At 69.9% G+C, this 16095-nt stretch carries 16 protein-coding genes; 10 read left to right on the top strand and 6 right to left on the bottom strand.

The window, feature by feature from the left end; genetic code table 11:
• Both MSZK_RS33630 and pyrF read left to right on the top strand, forming a co-directional pair.
• On the top strand, positions 1 to 160 hold a 160-nt coding region (locus MSZK_RS33630; protein WP_158230644.1), incomplete at its 5' end, for a hypothetical protein.
• The gene (gene pyrF / locus MSZK_RS25585) at positions 153 to 977 is read left to right on the top strand and encodes an orotidine-5'-phosphate decarboxylase (protein WP_099251341.1); all 825 of its coding nucleotides are present in this window, start codon (positions 153 to 155) and stop codon (positions 975 to 977) included. The genes MSZK_RS33630 and pyrF, both read left to right, overlap by 8 nt.
• Positions 978 to 981: 4 nt before the next feature.
• Here pyrF and ctaD read toward each other — a convergent pair whose 3' ends face one another.
• Both ctaD and MSZK_RS25595 read right to left on the bottom strand, forming a co-directional pair.
• Positions 982 to 2706, bottom strand: coding sequence for a cytochrome c oxidase subunit I (gene ctaD / locus MSZK_RS25590; protein WP_099251342.1), 1725 nt, complete (start codon positions 2704 to 2706; stop codon positions 982 to 984).
• Positions 2707 to 2807: 101 nt separating this feature from the next.
• Positions 2808 to 3233, bottom strand: a complete 426-nt coding sequence (locus MSZK_RS25595) for a hypothetical protein (protein WP_099251343.1) — start codon at positions 3231 to 3233, stop codon at positions 2808 to 2810.
• Between the two features lie 470 nt (positions 3234 to 3703).
• On the opposite strand from MSZK_RS25595, the gene mihF reads away from it, so the two are divergent.
• The 5 genes from mihF (at position 3704) to metK (ending at position 7612) form a co-directional block, all read left to right on the top strand.
• On the top strand, positions 3704 to 4024 hold the full coding sequence (mihF, locus tag MSZK_RS25600) for an integration host factor, actinobacterial type (protein ID WP_005146193.1): 321 nt from the start codon (positions 3704 to 3706) through the stop codon (positions 4022 to 4024).
• A gap of 8 nt (positions 4025 to 4032) precedes the next feature.
• The gene (gmk, locus tag MSZK_RS25605) at positions 4033 to 4650 is read left to right on the top strand and encodes a guanylate kinase (protein ID WP_371411390.1); all 618 of its coding nucleotides are present in this window, start codon (positions 4033 to 4035) and stop codon (positions 4648 to 4650) included.
• A gap of 64 nt (positions 4651 to 4714) precedes the next feature.
• Entirely contained in the window at positions 4715 to 5017 is a 303-nt protein-coding gene (gene rpoZ, locus MSZK_RS25610; RefSeq protein ID WP_005146197.1) for a DNA-directed RNA polymerase subunit omega, read from the top strand.
• Positions 5018 to 5039: 22 nt separating this feature from the next.
• Positions 5040 to 6284 (top strand): bifunctional phosphopantothenoylcysteine decarboxylase/phosphopantothenate--cysteine ligase CoaBC, encoded by a 1245-nt coding sequence (coaBC, locus tag MSZK_RS25615; RefSeq protein ID WP_371411391.1) that lies wholly within the window; start codon positions 5040 to 5042, stop codon positions 6282 to 6284.
• 119 nt (positions 6285 to 6403) lie between these two features.
• Positions 6404 to 7612, top strand: coding sequence for a methionine adenosyltransferase (metK, locus tag MSZK_RS25620; protein WP_099251345.1), 1209 nt, complete (start codon positions 6404 to 6406; stop codon positions 7610 to 7612).
• Positions 7613 to 7687: 75 nt separating this feature from the next.
• Here metK and MSZK_RS25625 read toward each other — a convergent pair whose 3' ends face one another.
• The 4 genes from MSZK_RS25625 to MSZK_RS25640 all read right to left on the bottom strand — a co-directional run bounded on the left by MSZK_RS25625 (position 7688) and on the right by MSZK_RS25640 (position 11586).
• On the bottom strand, positions 7688 to 8431 hold the full coding sequence (locus MSZK_RS25625; protein ID WP_099251346.1) for an SDR family oxidoreductase: 744 nt from the start codon (positions 8429 to 8431) through the stop codon (positions 7688 to 7690).
• 58 nt (positions 8432 to 8489) lie between these two features.
• Positions 8490 to 10085, bottom strand: a complete 1596-nt coding sequence (locus MSZK_RS25630) for an adenylate/guanylate cyclase domain-containing protein (RefSeq protein ID WP_099251347.1) — start codon at positions 10083 to 10085, stop codon at positions 8490 to 8492.
• Positions 10086 to 10156: 71 nt separating this feature from the next.
• On the bottom strand, positions 10157 to 10552 hold the full coding sequence (locus MSZK_RS25635) for a hemophore-related protein (RefSeq protein WP_099251348.1): 396 nt from the start codon (positions 10550 to 10552) through the stop codon (positions 10157 to 10159).
• Between the two features lie 95 nt (positions 10553 to 10647).
• Entirely contained in the window at positions 10648 to 11586 is a 939-nt protein-coding gene (locus MSZK_RS25640; RefSeq protein WP_099251349.1) for an alpha/beta hydrolase, read from the bottom strand.
• Here MSZK_RS25640 and MSZK_RS25645 point away from each other — a divergent pair.
• From MSZK_RS25645 to MSZK_RS25655, 3 genes are all read left to right on the top strand, one after another.
• Complete coding sequence (locus MSZK_RS25645) at positions 11552 to 12304, top strand: lysoplasmalogenase (protein ID WP_099251350.1); 753 nt, start codon at positions 11552 to 11554, stop codon at positions 12302 to 12304. The two genes, MSZK_RS25640 and MSZK_RS25645, sit on opposite strands and share 35 nt — an antisense overlap.
• A gap of 9 nt (positions 12305 to 12313) precedes the next feature.
• On the top strand, positions 12314 to 14311 hold the full coding sequence (locus tag MSZK_RS25650; protein WP_099251351.1) for a primosomal protein N': 1998 nt from the start codon (positions 12314 to 12316) through the stop codon (positions 14309 to 14311).
• A gap of 24 nt (positions 14312 to 14335) precedes the next feature.
• Positions 14336 to 16095, top strand: a 1760-nt coding sequence (locus MSZK_RS25655; protein WP_099251501.1) for a DUF2207 domain-containing protein, incomplete at its 3' end; no start/stop codon positions are given.

Here is a 16095-nt window from a genome sequence, read left to right on the forward strand (position 1 = left end):
CGGCTACGAGATCCGCTCCGCGGCCGTGTCGATGAACGTCCCGTGCATCACCACCGTGCAGGGAGCCTCGGCGGCCGTGCAGGGGATCGAGGCCGGCATCCGCGGCGACATCGACGTGCGCTCACTGCAGGAACTGCACGCCGCCCTGAGCCATGACTGAGCGCGGGTTCGGTGCCCGGCTGGCCACCGCGATCGCCGAGCGCGGTCCGCTGTGCCTTGGGATCGACCCGCACCCGGAGCTGCTGGCTGCCTGGGACCTGCCGGTCAGCGCCGACGGCGTGGCCCGCTTCTGCGAGATCTGCGTACAGGCCTACGCCGGCTTCGCCATCGTCAAGCCGCAGGTGGCGTTCTTCGAGGCTTACGGCTCAGCGGGATTCGCCGTCCTGGAGCAGACGATGGTTGCGCTGCGCGAGGCCGGGGTGCTGGTGCTCGCCGACGCCAAGCGCGGCGACATCGGCTCCACGATGGCCGCCTATGCACAGGCCTGGGCTGGTGACGGACCGCTGAGTGCCGACGCCGTCACCGCGTCGCCCTATCTCGGATTCGGTTCGCTGCGACCGCTTCTGGACCTGGCCGCCGCCAACGGGCGGGGAGTGTTCGTGCTGGCCGCCACATCCAACCCCGAAGGCGCCTCGGTGCAGCGGGCGGTCGCCGGCGAGCGCACGGTCGCGCAGTCGATCGTCGACGACGCCGCCGCGGTGAACCGGGCCGCAACCCCGCAGCCGGGCTCGGTCGGCGTCGTCGTCGGCGCCACCCTGGACACGGTGCCCGACCTCAGCGGGCTCGGCGGGCCGGTGCTGGTCCCCGGAGTCGGTGCCCAAGGCGGCCGTCCCGAGTCGCTCGGTGGTCTCGGTGGCGCCCGCCCCGGTCAGCTCTTGCCCGCGGTGTCGCGCGAGGTCCTGCGCGCCGGACCGGGTGTCGCCGCGGTCCGGGCGGCAGGGGAGAAGCTGCGCGACGCCGTCGCCTATCTGGCGTAGGTGCTTAGGCGTCGGCCTTCTGGGCCTCGTGCCGGTGCCGTGAGCCACCGACGTGGGCCTCGGCCCGCATCCGCTCCACCATGTGCGGGTAGTGCAGCTCGAAGGCCGGTCGCTCGGAGCGGATGGTCGGCAGCTCGGTGAAGTTGTGCCGCGGCGGCGGGCACGAGGTGGCCCATTCCAGCGAATTGCCATGGCCCCACGGGTCGTCCACGGTGACGACCTCGCCGTAGCGCCAGCTGCGGAACACGTTCCACAGGAACGGCAGCATCGAGATGCCGAGGATGAACGCGCCGACGGTGGAGATGATGTTCAGCGTGGTGAACCCGTCGGTGGGCAGGTAGTCGGCGTAGCGACGCGGCATGCCGGCGTTACCGAGCCAGTGCTGCACCAGGAAGGTCAAGTGGAAACCGATGAACGTCAGCCAGAAGTGCAACTTGCCCAGCCGCTCGTCGAGCATCCTGCCGGTCATCTTGGGGAACCAGAAGTAGATTCCGGCGTAGGTGGCGAACACGATCACGCCGAACAGCACGTAGTGGAAGTGCGCGATCACGAAATACGTGTCGCTGACGTGGAAGTCGAGCGGTGGGCTGGCCAGCAGCACACCCGACAGACCGCCGGCCAGGAAGGTCACCAGGAAGCCGATGGAGAACAGCATCGGCATCTCGAACGTCAACTGCCCCTTCCACATCGTGCCCAGCCAGTTGAAGAACTTGATCCCGGTGGGCACCGCGATCAGGAACGTCATGAAGCTGAAGAACGGCAGCAGCACCGCACCGGTGACGTACATGTGGTGCGCCCACACCGCCACCGACAGCGCCGCGATGCTGATCGTGGCGTAGATCAAGGTGGTGTAGCCGAAGATCGGCTTGCGGGAGAACACCGGGAAGATCTCCGAGACGATCCCGAAGAACGGCAGCGCCAGCACGTACACCTCGGGGTGGCCGAAGTACCAGAACAGGTGCTGGAACAACATGATCCCGCCGTTGGCCGGGTCGTAGATGTGCGCCCCGAGACGGCGGTCGGCGGCCAGCCCGAAGGCCGCCGCGGTCAGCAGCGGGAAGATCATCAGCACCAGGATCGACGTCACGAAGATGTTCCAGGTGAAGATCGGCATCCGGAACATGGTCATGCCGGGAGCACGCATGCAGACCACCGTGGTGATCATGTTGACGCCGCCGAGGATGGTGCCCAGACCACCGACCGCGACACCCAGGATCCACAGGTCGGCACCCGCGCCGGGGCTGTGCACCGCGTCGGACAGCGGGACGTAGACGGTCCAGCCGAAATCGGCTGCGCCACCAGGGGTGATGAACCCGCCGAGCGCGATCAGCGCACCAAACACGAACAGCCAGAACGACAATGCGTTGAGCCGGGGGAAGGCCACGTCGGGCGCGCCGATCTGCAGCGGCAGCACCAGGTTGGCGAACCCGAACACGATCGGCGTCGCGTAGAACAGCAGCATCGCCGTGCCGTGCATGGTGAACAGCTGGTTGTACTGCTCGTTGGACAGGAATTGCAGGCCGGGCAGAGCCAGCTCGGCGCGGATGAACAGCGCCATCAGCCCGGCGATCGCGAAGAAGATGAAGCAGGCGATCACGTACATGATGCCGATCAGCTTGTGATCGGTCGTCGTGATGATCTTGTAGATCAGATTGCCCTTGGGCCCGACTCGGTCGGGATAGGGGCGCGTCGCCCGCAAAACGGCAGCCTCGGGTGCCTCAGAAACCACGATGTCTCCCAACATCAAGTCCTGTAGCGCCCCGCAAGTACTCTAGCCCTCCGCCACGGATCGCGCCGCAGATACCCCACCCGCGGCGCGATCCGGGCGCGTCACAGCGGGATCCACACCCCGAACAGCCAGAAACCCCACGCCCGGAAGCCGGGGTCGAACACCGGGGTGACCCAGTTGCCGCCGTAGTTGAACGGTTGGTGGTCGAACCGGCCCTGGTCGATCCCGCGCCAGCGGCGGTCGCCGTCGTCACCGCGCCATTGCGGGCCGCCAGGCCCGCCACCGGGGCCGCCGCGCCAGTCGGCCGGGCCGGGGCCGCCGCGGTCGGGTGGGGGACCGTCAGGACCGCGCTGACCGGGCCCCTGGCAGTCCTGGAAACCGCAGGGGCCGCCGGGACCGCCCGGGCCGGGGTCGGCGACGGCCGGTGCCGCGCCGAGCGTCAGGGCCGCGATCGCGATACCGGCGGCCGTCGGGAGGATCCGGCCGGCGATCCGGCGGGTGAGGTGGGGCGACGCTGTGATGGACATGGCAGGTCCCTTCGAGGTTCGAATCTGTCACTGGACAACCCCGACACCCGCCACGTTAGGTAGCTCGGCTATGCAAGATCTGTCGCGCGGCTGTGCGTGCACTAAGTGCGCGGCGGGAGCCGATTCGACACGCCCGACACGCCGCGACCTGCCTGTGAGGTGAAATTTCGGCTCGGATCGCCCTTGCCCCGCGCCGACCCGTGGCCCGCCGGCCAGGGTGGATGGCCGAAGTTGCTGGTAGGGCGGCATTTCGCGGCCGGACTTCGGTGTCGAGAGCGGCCGGCCGAGCGGGTCGGAATGTTGTCCCGACAGCTGTCCGGACAACGTGATCTTGGGCCATATCCTGCGGGTTTGCACCGGTAAGCAGGGGGTGGGGTTAGATTTCGTCAGAGAGCGTGGGTACGGTCGCTGTCGCTGGCTGAAGTACCCGGCCCAGGCAAAACAATGATGGTGATGAGACGGAGGAACCCGTGGCCCTTCCCCAGTTGACCGACGAGCAGCGCGCAGCCGCGTTGGAGAAGGCTGCCGCCGCGCGTCGCGCACGAGCTGAGCTCAAGGATCGGCTCAAGCGTGGTGGCACCAACCTCAAGCAGGTGCTCAAGGACGCTGAGACCGACGAGGTCCTCGGCAAGATGAAGGTTTCCGCGCTGCTGGAGGCCCTGCCCAAGGTGGGCAAGGTCAAGGCGCAGGAAATCATGACCGAGCTGGAGATCGCCCCGACGCGCCGCCTGCGCGGCCTCGGCGACCGGCAGCGCAAGGCATTGCTGGAAAAGTTCGACTTCACCGCCTAGGCAGGTCGGTGGACGCCGGCGGAGGGCCGGACAACGCGGGCATCACGATGCCCGACCATCGCGGCAGAGGCCGAGTGATGGTGTTGTCCGGGCCATCCGCGGTAGGGAAGTCGACAGTCGTCCGCCGCCTGCGTGAGCAGGTGCCCGACCTGCAGTTCAGTGTGTCGGCAACCACCCGGGCCCCGCGCCCGGGTGAGGTGGACGGCGTCGACTACCACTTCGTTACGCCCGAGCGGTTCCAGCACTTGATCGACGACGGTGACCTGCTCGAATGGGCGGAGATCCACGGTGGTCTGCACCGCTCCGGAACGCTGGCGGCGCCGGTGGCCGAGGCTGCGGCAGCTGGTCATCCGGTCCTCATCGAGGTCGACCTGGCCGGCGCCGAGGCGGTCAAACGGGCAATGCCCGAGGCGCTGACGGTGTTTCTGGCACCGCCCAGCTGGGAGACGCTCGAGCAGCGGTTGGTCGGCCGGGGCACCGAAACCCCCGAGGTGATGGCCCGCCGCCTGGACACCGCGCGCGCCGAGTTGGCCGCTCAGGGGCGGTTCGACGTCGTCGTGGTGAACAGTCAATTGGATTCGGCCTGCGCCGAATTGGTATCCTTGCTGGTGGGCACACGAGATTGATGCCCCGAAGCTTCCGAAATCTCACTCTGCACAATTCGCACAATCCGCCAGGAAGAAGCTCTACGTGACGCAAGCCAGCACGGATCACTACGATCCGGCCCCGGGTGCCGCAACCGCCTACGACACCCCTCTGGGCATCACCAACCCGCCCATCGACGAGTTGCTGGACCGGGTGTCGAGCAAGTACGCCCTGGTGATCTACGCGGCCAAGCGCGCCCGCCAGATCAACGACTACTACAACCAGCTCGGCGACGGCATCCTCGAATACGTCGGCCCGCTCGTCGAGCCCGGCCTGCAGGAGAAGCCGCTGTCGATCGCGCTCCGCGAGATCCACGGCGACCTGCTCGAACACACCGAAGGCGAGTAACACCAGCAGGCCCGGGCAGTTGATGAACCGCAAGCGGATCATCGTCGGCGTCGCCGGAGGCATCGCCGCCTACAAGGCGTGCTCCGTGGTTCGCCAGCTCAGCGAGGCCGGACATGACGTCCGCGTCGTGCCGACCGAGTCGGCATTGAGGTTCGTCGGCGCTGCCACCTTCGAGGCGCTGTCCGGGCATCCGGTCCGCTCCGACGTCTTCACCGACGTCGACGAGGTGCCGCACGTCCGGCTCGGCCAGGAGGCCGACCTCGTCGTCGTCGCCCCGGCCACCGCCGACCTGTTGGCCCGTGCCGTCGCCGGCCGGGCCGACGATCTGCTGACCGCCACGCTGCTGACCGCCCGCTGCCCGGTGCTGTTCGCCCCGGCCATGCACACCGAGATGTGGTTGCACCCGGCCACCAGGGACAACGTGGCGACGCTGCGCGACCGCGGTGCGGTCGTCCTCGAACCCGCCTCCGGGCGGCTCACCGGCGCCGACACCGGCCCGGGACGGCTGCCCGAGCCCGAGGAGATCACCACCTTCGCCGAGCTGTTGCTGGCCCGTTCCGACGCCATGCCCTACGACCTGCGCGGGATCAAGCTGCTGGTCAGCGCCGGCGGCACCCGGGAGGCGATCGACCCGGTCCGGTTCATCGGCAACCGGAGTTCCGGCAAGCAGGGCTATGCGGTCGCCCGGGTGGCCGCCCAGCGGGGCGCCGACGTCACGCTCATCGCCGGCAACACCGCCGGGCTCGCCGACCCCGCCGGGGTGCACGTCCTGCACATCACCTCCGCCGCGCAGCTGCACGAGGCGGTCACCAAGCACGCGCCCGACGCCCATGTGCTTGTGATGGCCGCCGCCGTCGCGGATTTCCGGCCCGCCCACGTGGCTGCCGACAAGATCAAGAAGAAACCGGGTGTGGTGGACGCGCCGGCCATCGAGCTGGTGCGCACCGACGACGTGCTGGCCGGGGCGGTCCGCCAGCGTGCCGACGGTCAGCTGCCCAACATGCGGGCCATCGTCGGTTTCGCCGCCGAGACCGGTGACAAAGAGGGCGATGTGCTGTTCCACGCCCGAGCCAAGCTGGCCCGCAAGGGATGCGATCTACTGGTGGTCAACGCCGTGGGGGAGGGCCGTGCGTTCGAGGTGGACAGCAACGACGGGTGGTTGTTGAACGCCGACGGCACTGAGACCGCACTGGAACACGGGTCGAAGACCCTGATGGCAAGCCGTATCGTGGACGCGATCGCCACAGTCCTGCGGCGCGAGGCCTGACGGGTCGGGGATTACCGGAAAGCTGCGCGGAAGGGTTGCGGGGGAACTACCGTCCCGCTTTGGTCAGTCAGGGGCGAGGATAAGATTCGCCAAACTAATCTTTGGAAGGGAAAGACACTGTGAGCGCAGGTCGGCTGTTTACCAGTGAGTCGGTGACCGAAGGCCATCCCGACAAGATCTGTGACGCCATCAGCGATTCGATCCTGGACTCGCTGCTGGCCGCGGACCCGAAGTCGCGCGTCGCGGTGGAAACCGCTGTCACCACCGGCCAGGTCCACGTGATCGGCGAGGTGACCACGACGGCCAAGGAAGCGTTCGCCGACATCAACGCCACGGTGCGCGAGCGGATCCTGGAGATCGGCTACGACTCCTCCGAGAAGGGCTTCGACGGCGAGACCTGCGGGGTGAACATCGGCATCGGCCGGCAGTCGCCCGACATCGCCCAGGGAGTGGACACCGCGCACGAGACTCGCGTCGAGGGCGCCGGTGACCCGCTGGACGTGCAGGGCGCCGGCGACCAGGGCCTGATGTTCGGCTACGCCATCAAAGACACCCCCGAGCTGATGCCGCTGCCGATCGCGCTGGCGCACCGGCTGGCCCGCCGCCTGACCGACGTGCGCAAGAGCGGTGTGCTCGACTACCTGCGCCCGGACGGCAAGACCCAGGTGACCGTGCAGTACGACGGGACCACCCCGGTTCGGCTGGACACCGTGGTGCTGTCCACCCAGCACGCCGCGGGGATCGACCTGGAGGCCACCCTGGCTCCCGACATCCGGGAAAAGGTCGTCAACACCGTGCTGGCCGATCTGAACCACGACACGATGGACACTTCGGATTTCCGGCTCCTGGTCAACCCGACCGGCACGTTCGTCGTCGGCGGCCCGATGGGTGACGCCGGCCTGACCGGCCGCAAGATCATCGTCGACACCTACGGTGGCTGGGCCCGCCACGGCGGCGGCGCGTTCTCCGGCAAGGATCCGTCGAAGGTGGACCGCTCGGCCGCGTATGCGATGCGCTGGGTGGCCAAGAACGTCGTCGCCGCCGGCCTGGCCGAGCGGGTCGAGGTGCAGGTGGCCTACGCCATCGGCAAGGCTGCCCCGGTCGGCCTGTTCGTGGAGACCTTCGGTAGCGAGACGGTCGACCCGGCCCGGATCGAGAAGGCCATCACCGCGGTGTTCGACCTGCGGCCCGGTGCGATCGTCCGTGACCTGGACCTGCTGCGGCCCATCTACGCGCCGACCGCCGCCTACGGCCACTTCGGTCGCAGCGACGTCGACCTGCCGTGGGAGCGCCTCGACAAGGTCGACGACCTGAAGAACTCCGTCTAGTTCTGCGCCGAGATCGACGTTTTGCCGGGATGTTCTCGAACTTTCCCGGCGAAACGTCGGCTTGGGCGAGAAGTCCTAGATGACGAAACCGCCGTCGACGTTCCAGGTGACGCCGGTGACGTAACCCGCCTCGGGGGAGGCCAGGTAGGCCACCGCACTGGCGATGTCGCGTGGCTGACCGTAACGGCCGACGGCGATGAACGGGCGCACCTGATCGGAGAACCCGCCCACCTCCGGGTTCATATCGGTGGCCACCGGCCCTGGCTGGATCGTGTTGATCGTGACACCGCGGGGGCCGAGTTCGCGGACCAGACCGCGGGTGAGGCCGGCGACGGCCGCCTTGCTCAACGCATACACCGACAGGCCGTTCATCGGGACCCGGTCGGCGTTGACGCTGCCGATCGTGATGATGCGGCCGCCCTCGCCCAGATGCGGGACCGCCCGCTGGATCGCGGCGAACACCCCGCGCACGTTGACGGCGACGAGCCGGTCGAAGTCGTCCAGCGAAAACGTCTCGATGGGCCCGGCGAGGGCGATGCCGGCATTGTTGACCAAGATGTCGAGACCGCCCAGGTCCGCCACGGTCTGGTCGACCGCCGCGTTGATGGCGGCCGCGTCGGCGCTGTCGGCCGCGATGGCCACCGACGACCCGCCTGCCGCGACCAGCTCCGCGGCCAGCGCGTCGGCCGCCTGCGCCGACGACTGGTAGGTGAACGCCACGGCGGCACCGTCGGCGACCAGCCGCCGCACGATCGCGGCGCCGATTCCTCGGGAGCCGCCTGTCACCAGTGCACGTCGGCCGGCCAGCGGAGCGGTCATCGGGTTCCTCCATGTTCGATGGGACTGTCAGGAGTGAATAAGCGGTCCGGCGCCGAGATCATTCCACGGGGTACGCCAGCCGGGTGGGGGTGTTGCGACCCCTCAGGACCACCTCGTCCCGCGTCGTCCAGTGCCGTTGTTCGCCACGGTCGGCGGCCGCCACGGCGGTAGCCGACGCCAGCACCGTGGCATCGGTCTTCTTGGCCAGCTCGCACAGCCGGGCGGCCTCGTGGACGGGGTCGCCGATGACGGTGTACTCGAAGCGACGATGAGAGCCGATGTTGCCGGCCACGACGGTGCCCGCCGCCACCCCGATGCCCACCGCGATCTCGGGCACGTCGTCGCGCAGTCGCGCGGCGAGTGCACGCGCGGCGGCCAGTGCGTTGGATTCGGGCTGCTCCTGGGCCACCGGTGCGCCGAAGACCGCCAGTGCGCCATCGCCTTCGAACTTGTTGACCAGCCCTTCGTAGCGTTCGACTTCGTCGACCACGACGGCGAAGAACCGGTTGAGCAGCTCCACGACCTCCACCGGGGGACGACTGCCGACGACCTGTGTCGAGCCCACGATGTCGACGAATATCACTGCGGCACGGCACTCTTCGCCACCGAGGTTGACGTTGCGTTGCTCGGCGGCCAGGGCGACGTCACGGCCGACATGGCGGCCGAAGAGATCACGGACCCGATCGCGTTCGCGCAGGCCCTCGACCATCGCGTTGAAGCCGCGTTGCAGCTCGCCGAGTTCGGTGCCGTCGAACACGACCACGTGGGCGTCCAGATCGCCGTCTTCGACACGCTGCATCGCCGAGCGCACGACTTGAACGGGTGTGGCGATCAGCCAGGAGGCGATCAGGATCAGGATGAAACCGAATATCGCCGCCGCGGCGGCCAACAGCAGCACGGCGACCGCGAGCTGAGTCACGGTCATGTTGCGCAGCGTCAGCGTGAAAGCTCCCGCCAGCGCGATCCCGATCACCGGCACACAGGAACCGAGCACCCAGGCCATGATCGTGCGGCCCAGCACCCCAGGTCCGCCGTGCTGCGTCGGCGTGCCGATCTCGAGTGCCTGCGCCGCCACCGGGCGCAATGCGAACTCGGTGAAGAAGTAGCAGCTGGCCGACACGACGATCCCGCTGAACGTGATCCCGAACAGCATCTTGGGGATGTAGCCGGTGTCGACGAGCCCGTACAGCGTGGTCAGTAGGGCCGCGCCGACGCCCCAGAGCACCAACGGGATGACGGTCAGCCGCCACGGGGCGCGGAAGGTGTTGCGCTGGTCGCGTGGCGATGGCGGGCGTCCCTCGATCGACCAGCGCAGGGCGTCGAGCAGCCGACGGGTGGCCCAGATCCACCCGATGATCACCGCGACCGCGACGTAGGCCGGGGCGATCACGGTGGTGATGGGGTGTGCGCGGCCGGCGAAGATGTTGGGCACCGGTATCGCGACGGTGATCACCGACATCGCGACGACGACGCCGATCAGGTTGGCGACCACGACGAACACCGTGAGGATGATCTGGATCCGCACGCGTCGCCGCCGCTGGCTTTCGGAGACGCGGCCCAGCAGCCACGAACCGTACTCCGGGGTCCCGGAAGTCTGGGCGCTCTGCTGGGTCAGCCACTCCAGAACCCGGCGGCCCCGCTGTGCCGGCGTCAACGAGTCAGCCCGGCCGTCGACGGGAAGTCAGGACGGCCGGGCTGCACTGGTGGACCGGAGATGCTGCGGCGTTAGCCGACGAACTGGTCGAACGCCCACTGGTACTGGGGCGGGATGACCTGGACGCCGCACTGCTTCTGCAGCGTGCCCAGCGGAGCCAGGATCGCGGTGAACTCCTGGTACTCCTGCGGGTTGGCCTGCGCGTAGGCCGACAGGGTGGCCGAGGCCTGCGCACGCGGTTGCAGCGCGGCGGTCATCAGCATCTTCTGGCCGGCCGGATGTCCGGCCAGGTAGCTCTGGAGCTGGCCCTGTGCGGTCGACACGGTCGAGTCGATGTTGCCTTGGCTGCAGTCGGGGGCGGCGACCGCGGCCGGGGCGGCGATCACGGCCGACGCCAGGCCTGCGGCGATCGTGCCGAGACAGATGCCGAGTGTTCGCCGGGTTCCGGCGGCTTCAGCAATGTTCATGGGGTAGATCCCTCCACGGTGTGAATTCTGTTGCCATTGTGGCCTGTCCGGACGGTCCCGACAAGGTTTGCTGCTAGCACCGCTTTTCCAGCCGCTCACGCATGCAACGCTGCGCGCAGAGCGGCCAAACCACGATCGGTCGCCTCGGTGGCGGCCGGAACGACCCCGGCGTAACCGAGGTAGCCATGCACCAGTGTGTCGGCCAGATGCAGCTCCACCGTTACACCGGCGGCCGCCAGCAGCTCCGCGTAGCGGGCGCCGTCGTCGCGCAACGGGTCGTGACCGGCCACCGCGACATACGCCGGCGGCAGACCACTCAGGTCGGCGGCCCGCCCCGGGGCCAGACCCGGCGGCGGATCGGTCAGGTCGACATCCCCGGCGTACCAGCGGCTGAAGGCGTCGATGGCCGCATTGTCGAGCACCGGCGCGTTCGCGTTCTCGGTGATCGACGGCAGCGAGCTGTCCCACATCGTCGACGGGTACCAGAGCAGCTGGAACGCGATCGCCGGGCCGTCGTTGTCGCGGGCCAGCTGGGCCACCACAGCCGAGAGGGTGCCGCCGGCCGAGTCGCCGGCGACCGCGAGCCGCGAACCGTCCGCGCCGAACCGGTCGGCGTTCTCGGCCACCCACCGGGTGGCGGCCCACACGTCGTCCACCGCCGCCGGATAGGGGTGCTCGGGGGCCAGCCGGTAGTCGACCGAGACCACCACGCAGCCGCCCGCGACCGCGTGCTGGCGGGCCGTGGCGTCGTGGGTGTCCAGATCGCCGACGGCGAAGCCCCCGCCGTGGAAATACATCGTGACCGGCGGATTATTCAGATCGTCCGGCCAGTACACCCGGACCGGGATCGGGCCGGCAGGACCGTCGATGTGGTGGTTCTCCACCCGCAGGTCGGGGTGCACCGGGCGGCGCGGCAGGTCCCGCAGCCGGCGCCGGGCCTCGTCGATTCCGCCGTCCAGGGTCAATTGGAACGGCACCGCTTCCAGTACCTTCTGCAGAATGGCATCCACCGGCGCACGGTCCACGTTGGGCATCAGCCCACCGTACTTACGCACCCCGACAACCTGGTGGCTGGCCGGTGCCGCCGCGGCGATCGGCTACGGCGTCTTCCTGGCGGTCGCCGCGCTGCGGCTGCCGGAGAACGCCGAACTCACCGGCCTGTTCTGGGGCCAGCCGGCGGTCAAGGCGCTGATGGCGGTGCTGCTGGCGGTGGCCGCTCGGTGGCATCCGGTGGTGCGGGAGCGGCGCTGGCTGGTGGCCGCGCTGCTGTTCTCCGCCGGCGGCGACTTCTTCCTGGCGATGCCGTGGTGGCAGCCGTCGTTCGTGCTCGGGCTTGGCTCGTTTCTGGTGGCCCATCTGTGCTACCTGGGCGCGCTGCTGCCGCTGCGCGGGCCCACTCCGGCCCGCCTGGTCGCCTCGGCGGGGGTGGTCGTCGCGTGCCTGGGTTTGCTGGTGTGGTTCTGGCCGCGGCTGGTGACCGACGGGCTGACCGTCCCGGTCACCGTCTACATGGCGGTGCTGGGCGCCATGGTGTGCGCGGCGCTGGTGGCCCGGTTACCCACCCCGTGGACCGCGCTCGGTGCGGTGTGCTTCGCGGTCTCCGACGGCATGATCGGCATCGGCCGGTTCATCCTGGACTCGCAGGCGCTCGAGGTGCCGATCTGGTGGGTGTACGCCACGTCGCAGGTCCTGATCACCGCCGGCTTCTTCTTCGGCCGGACGGGCGAGGAGAACGTCGCCGGTCGTCGCTAGTCTTCGACGATGCCGATCCGGCGCGCCGCCGAGCACGAACCCATCGCCCGGGTGCTGCCGATGCTCTCGGTGCCCCATCTGGACCGGGAATTCGACTATCTGGTGTCGGCCGAACAGTCCGATGACGCCCAGCCCGGGGTGCGGGTGCGGGTGCGCTTCCACGGCCGGCTGGTCGACGCCTTTCTGCTGGAACGGCGATCCGACACCGACCACGTGGGCCAGCTGGGCTGGCTGGACCGGGTGATCTCGGCCGAACCGGTCCTCACCGGCGAGGTCCGCCGGCTGGTCGACGCGGTCGCCGCCCGCTACGCCGGCACCCGACCCGACGTGCTGCGACTGGCCATTCCGCCCAGGCATGCCCGCGCCGAGAAAGCCCAGGCCGACCCGCCGCTGCTGCCCGTCATCGACCCCGTCGACCCGGCCGGCTGGGCCCGCTACTCGCGCGGGGAAGGCTTCCTGGCCGCACTGCGGGACGGCCGGGCCGCCCGCGCGGTCTGGCAGGCCCTGCCCGGCGAGCAGTGGTGCGATCGCATCGCCGAAGCCGCCGCCGCCGCGGTCGGCGGCGGATACGGCGTGCTGGCGGTGGTGCCCGACCAGCGCGACATCGACGCGCTGTGGCAGGCCGCCACCGCGCGGATCGACCCGTCCGCCGTGGTCGCCCTGTCCGCCGGGCTCGGCCCGTCGGCGCGCTACCGGCGCTGGCTGGCGGCGCTGCGCGGGCACGCCCGGCTGGTGATCGGCACCCGCAGCGCGGTGTTCGCCCCGGTCGAGCGGCTGGGCCTGGTCATCGTCTGGGACGACGGCGACGACACCCTGGCCGAACCGCGGGCGCCCTACCCGCACGCCCGCGAGGTGGCGATGCTGCGCGCCCACCAACTGCGGTGCGCGGCGGTGATCGGCGGCTATGCCCGCACCGCCGAGGCGCATGCGCTGGTGCACAGCGGCTGGGCGCACGATCTGGTCGCGCCTCGACCGGTGGTACGCGCGGCCGCCGCGCGGGTGGTCGCCCTGGACGACTCCGGGTATGCCGAGGAACGCGACCCGGCCGCTCGCACGGCCCGATTGCCGTCACTGGCGTTGCGGGCCGCGCGCGGTGCGCTCGAACAGGACGCTCCGGTGCTGATCCAGGTGCCGCGGCGCGGCTACGTGCCGTCGGTGGCCTGCGCGCGCTGCCGGACGATCGCCCGCTGCCGGCACTGCGTGGGTCCGCTGTCGCTGTCCGAGCGGGATGCGGCCGGCGCGGTCTGCCGCTGGTGCGGCCGTATCGACACCGCGCTGCGTTGCCGCCGGTGCGGCTCGGACGCGATCCGCGCGGTGGTGGTCGGAGCGCGGCGCACCGCCGAGGAGATGGGCCGGGCGTTTCCGGGCACGCCGGTGATCACCTCGGCCGGCGACGCGGTGCACACCGAGATCGAACCCGGCCCGACCCTCGTGGTCGCCACTCCCGGGGCGGAGCCGCACGTGCCTGGTGGTTACGGCGCGGCGCTGCTGCTGGACAGCTGGGCGCTGCTGGGGCGCCAGGACCTGCGCGCCGCCGAGGACACCCTGCGACGCTGGATGGCCGCCGCCGCGCAGGTGCGTTCCCGCGCCGACGGTGGGGTGGTGGCGGTGGTCGCCGAATCGGCGATCCCGACCGTGCAGGCCCTGATCAAGTGGGATCCGGTCGGCCACGCGGAAGCGGAACTGGCGGCCCGCACCGAGGTCGGGCTGCCGCCCAGCGTGCACATGGCTGCTGTCGACGGCGGCTCGGAGGCGGTGGCGGCATTCCTCGAGCACGCCGAACTGCCCGGGGACGCCGACCTGCTCGGGCCGGTGGACCTGCCGCCGGGGGTCCGCCGTCCGCCGGCGGCCCGCCCCGGCGAACCGGTGATCCGGATGCTGGTGCGGGTGCCCAGGGACGAGGGGCTGGGGCTGGCCGCGTCGCTGCGCCATGCCACGGCCATCCAGAGCGCCCGCCACGACCACGAGGCGGTTCGGGTACAGATCGACCCGCTGCACATAGGGTGAACCCGAAAAGTTCGGGGAGGCGAGATGAAACGGACCGGCCGGCTGATCGGCTTGTCGATCACCGTGGCGCTCATCGCCCTCGGGCTGCTGTGGCCGTTGCTGTTCACCAGCACCTCGCAGGGGGCCCCGCCGTCGGACCCGGTGGTGATCACCGACTACCACGCCGAGTTCGTGGTCGGCGCCGACGGCCGGATGGACGCCACCGAGATCATCACCGGCGACTTTCCCAGCGGGCGGCACGGCATCTTCCGGTACTGGGACGTCGCCAACCTCAACAGCCCGCACGTGCGCCAGGAACCGCGGATCACCGAGATCCTGATGGACGATCGCCCCATCCCGTACGCGCTGCAGTGGCAGACCGGAAAACGCTTCCGGGTGGCCAAGATCGGCGATCCGAACCAGTACCTGGACTACGGCACCCATGTCTTCCGGATCCGCTACACCATCGACGGGGTGCTCGACCCGGGCAACACCGGGGCCGACAAGACGTTCGCGTCCTCGACCGGTGACCCGTCGGCGCGTACGGCGTTCTACTGGAATGTGATCGCCCCGGCGTGGAACAACACCATCGAACGGGCCGAGATCGCGGTCACCCTGCCCGGCGGCGTCACCGGCGCCCAGTGCTCGGTCGGCTACGGGCTCGGGCGGGCCTGTGACGACCTGATCGTCAGCGGCGACACCGTCCACCTGTCGGCGAGCAACCTCGAGCCGCGCACGCCGGTCACGGTGCGCGCCGGGGTCGACGTGCCGACGCCGCCGCGCGCCGAACTGCCGTGGACGTATCGCTGGGATCGGATCCTGGGCCGGTCGGTGCCGGTGGTGCTGTGGCTGGTCGGCGCCACCGTGGCGGCCGGTTTCGGCGCCTGGCTGTGGTGGCGCACCACGATCGAACCCGCGCCGGGCTTTCCGCTGCAGTATGCGCCGCCACCCGGCCTGGGACCGGTGCAGTGTGAGTACATCCGCACCGAGAAGGTGCCGGCCGACGGGCTCACCGCGACGCTGTTCTACTTGGCCGAACGCAAGCTGATCTCGCTGCATCAGGTCAGCGACAAGAAATGGACCATCCGGGGTACCGCGGAGAAGTCTGCGTGGGCCGACGTCGACCCGGTCAGTGTGGATGTCGGCTCGGCGCTGGGAGTGCTGGGCGCCGGCCGGGCGTTCGATGCCAACGGCACGGTGACGGCCGGGAAGAAGCTGACCAAGGCCAAGGCCGACATGGCCACCGCGGTCCGCACGTGGGCGTTCGGCGGCGGGCTGATGGTCAAGCGCTCGAAGGAGCTGTGGCTGCGGTTCGCCAACTTCCTCGCGCTCGTGCTGGCCGTCTGCGCCTTCGTCTGGGCCTCGGCCACGCTGTGGGGTCTGCCGTTCGCGGTGTTCTTCGTCATCTCGGCCCGGTCGTGGACCGACGGGGTCGGCAGCCGGCGCACGCCGGCGGGCCGGGAACTGTGGTCGCAGGCGGGCGGTTTCTACCGGATGCTGTCCACCGACTCGGCCGAGTCGCGCTTCGACTTCGCCGCCCGCAAGGACCTTTACACCGCCTACATCCCGTTCGCGGTGGCCGGCGGGGTCGCCGCGCTGTGGGCACGCAAGTATCAGGCCGCGACCAACCAACCGCCGCCCGATCCGGACTGGTATGACTCCTCCCCGGGCACCACCTGGCATTCGGCCGGCGGCGGTGGTGCTAGTTTCGACAGCTTCGAGTCGGCGTTGTCGTCCTCGATCGGCGCCTACACCGCCTCGCAGTCCTCGTCGTCGTCCAGCAGTGGCGGCGGCGGATCCAGCGG

The organism is Mycobacterium sp. shizuoka-1 (assembly GCF_002723835.1).
Lineage (GTDB): Bacteria > Actinomycetota > Actinomycetes > Mycobacteriales > Mycobacteriaceae > Mycobacterium.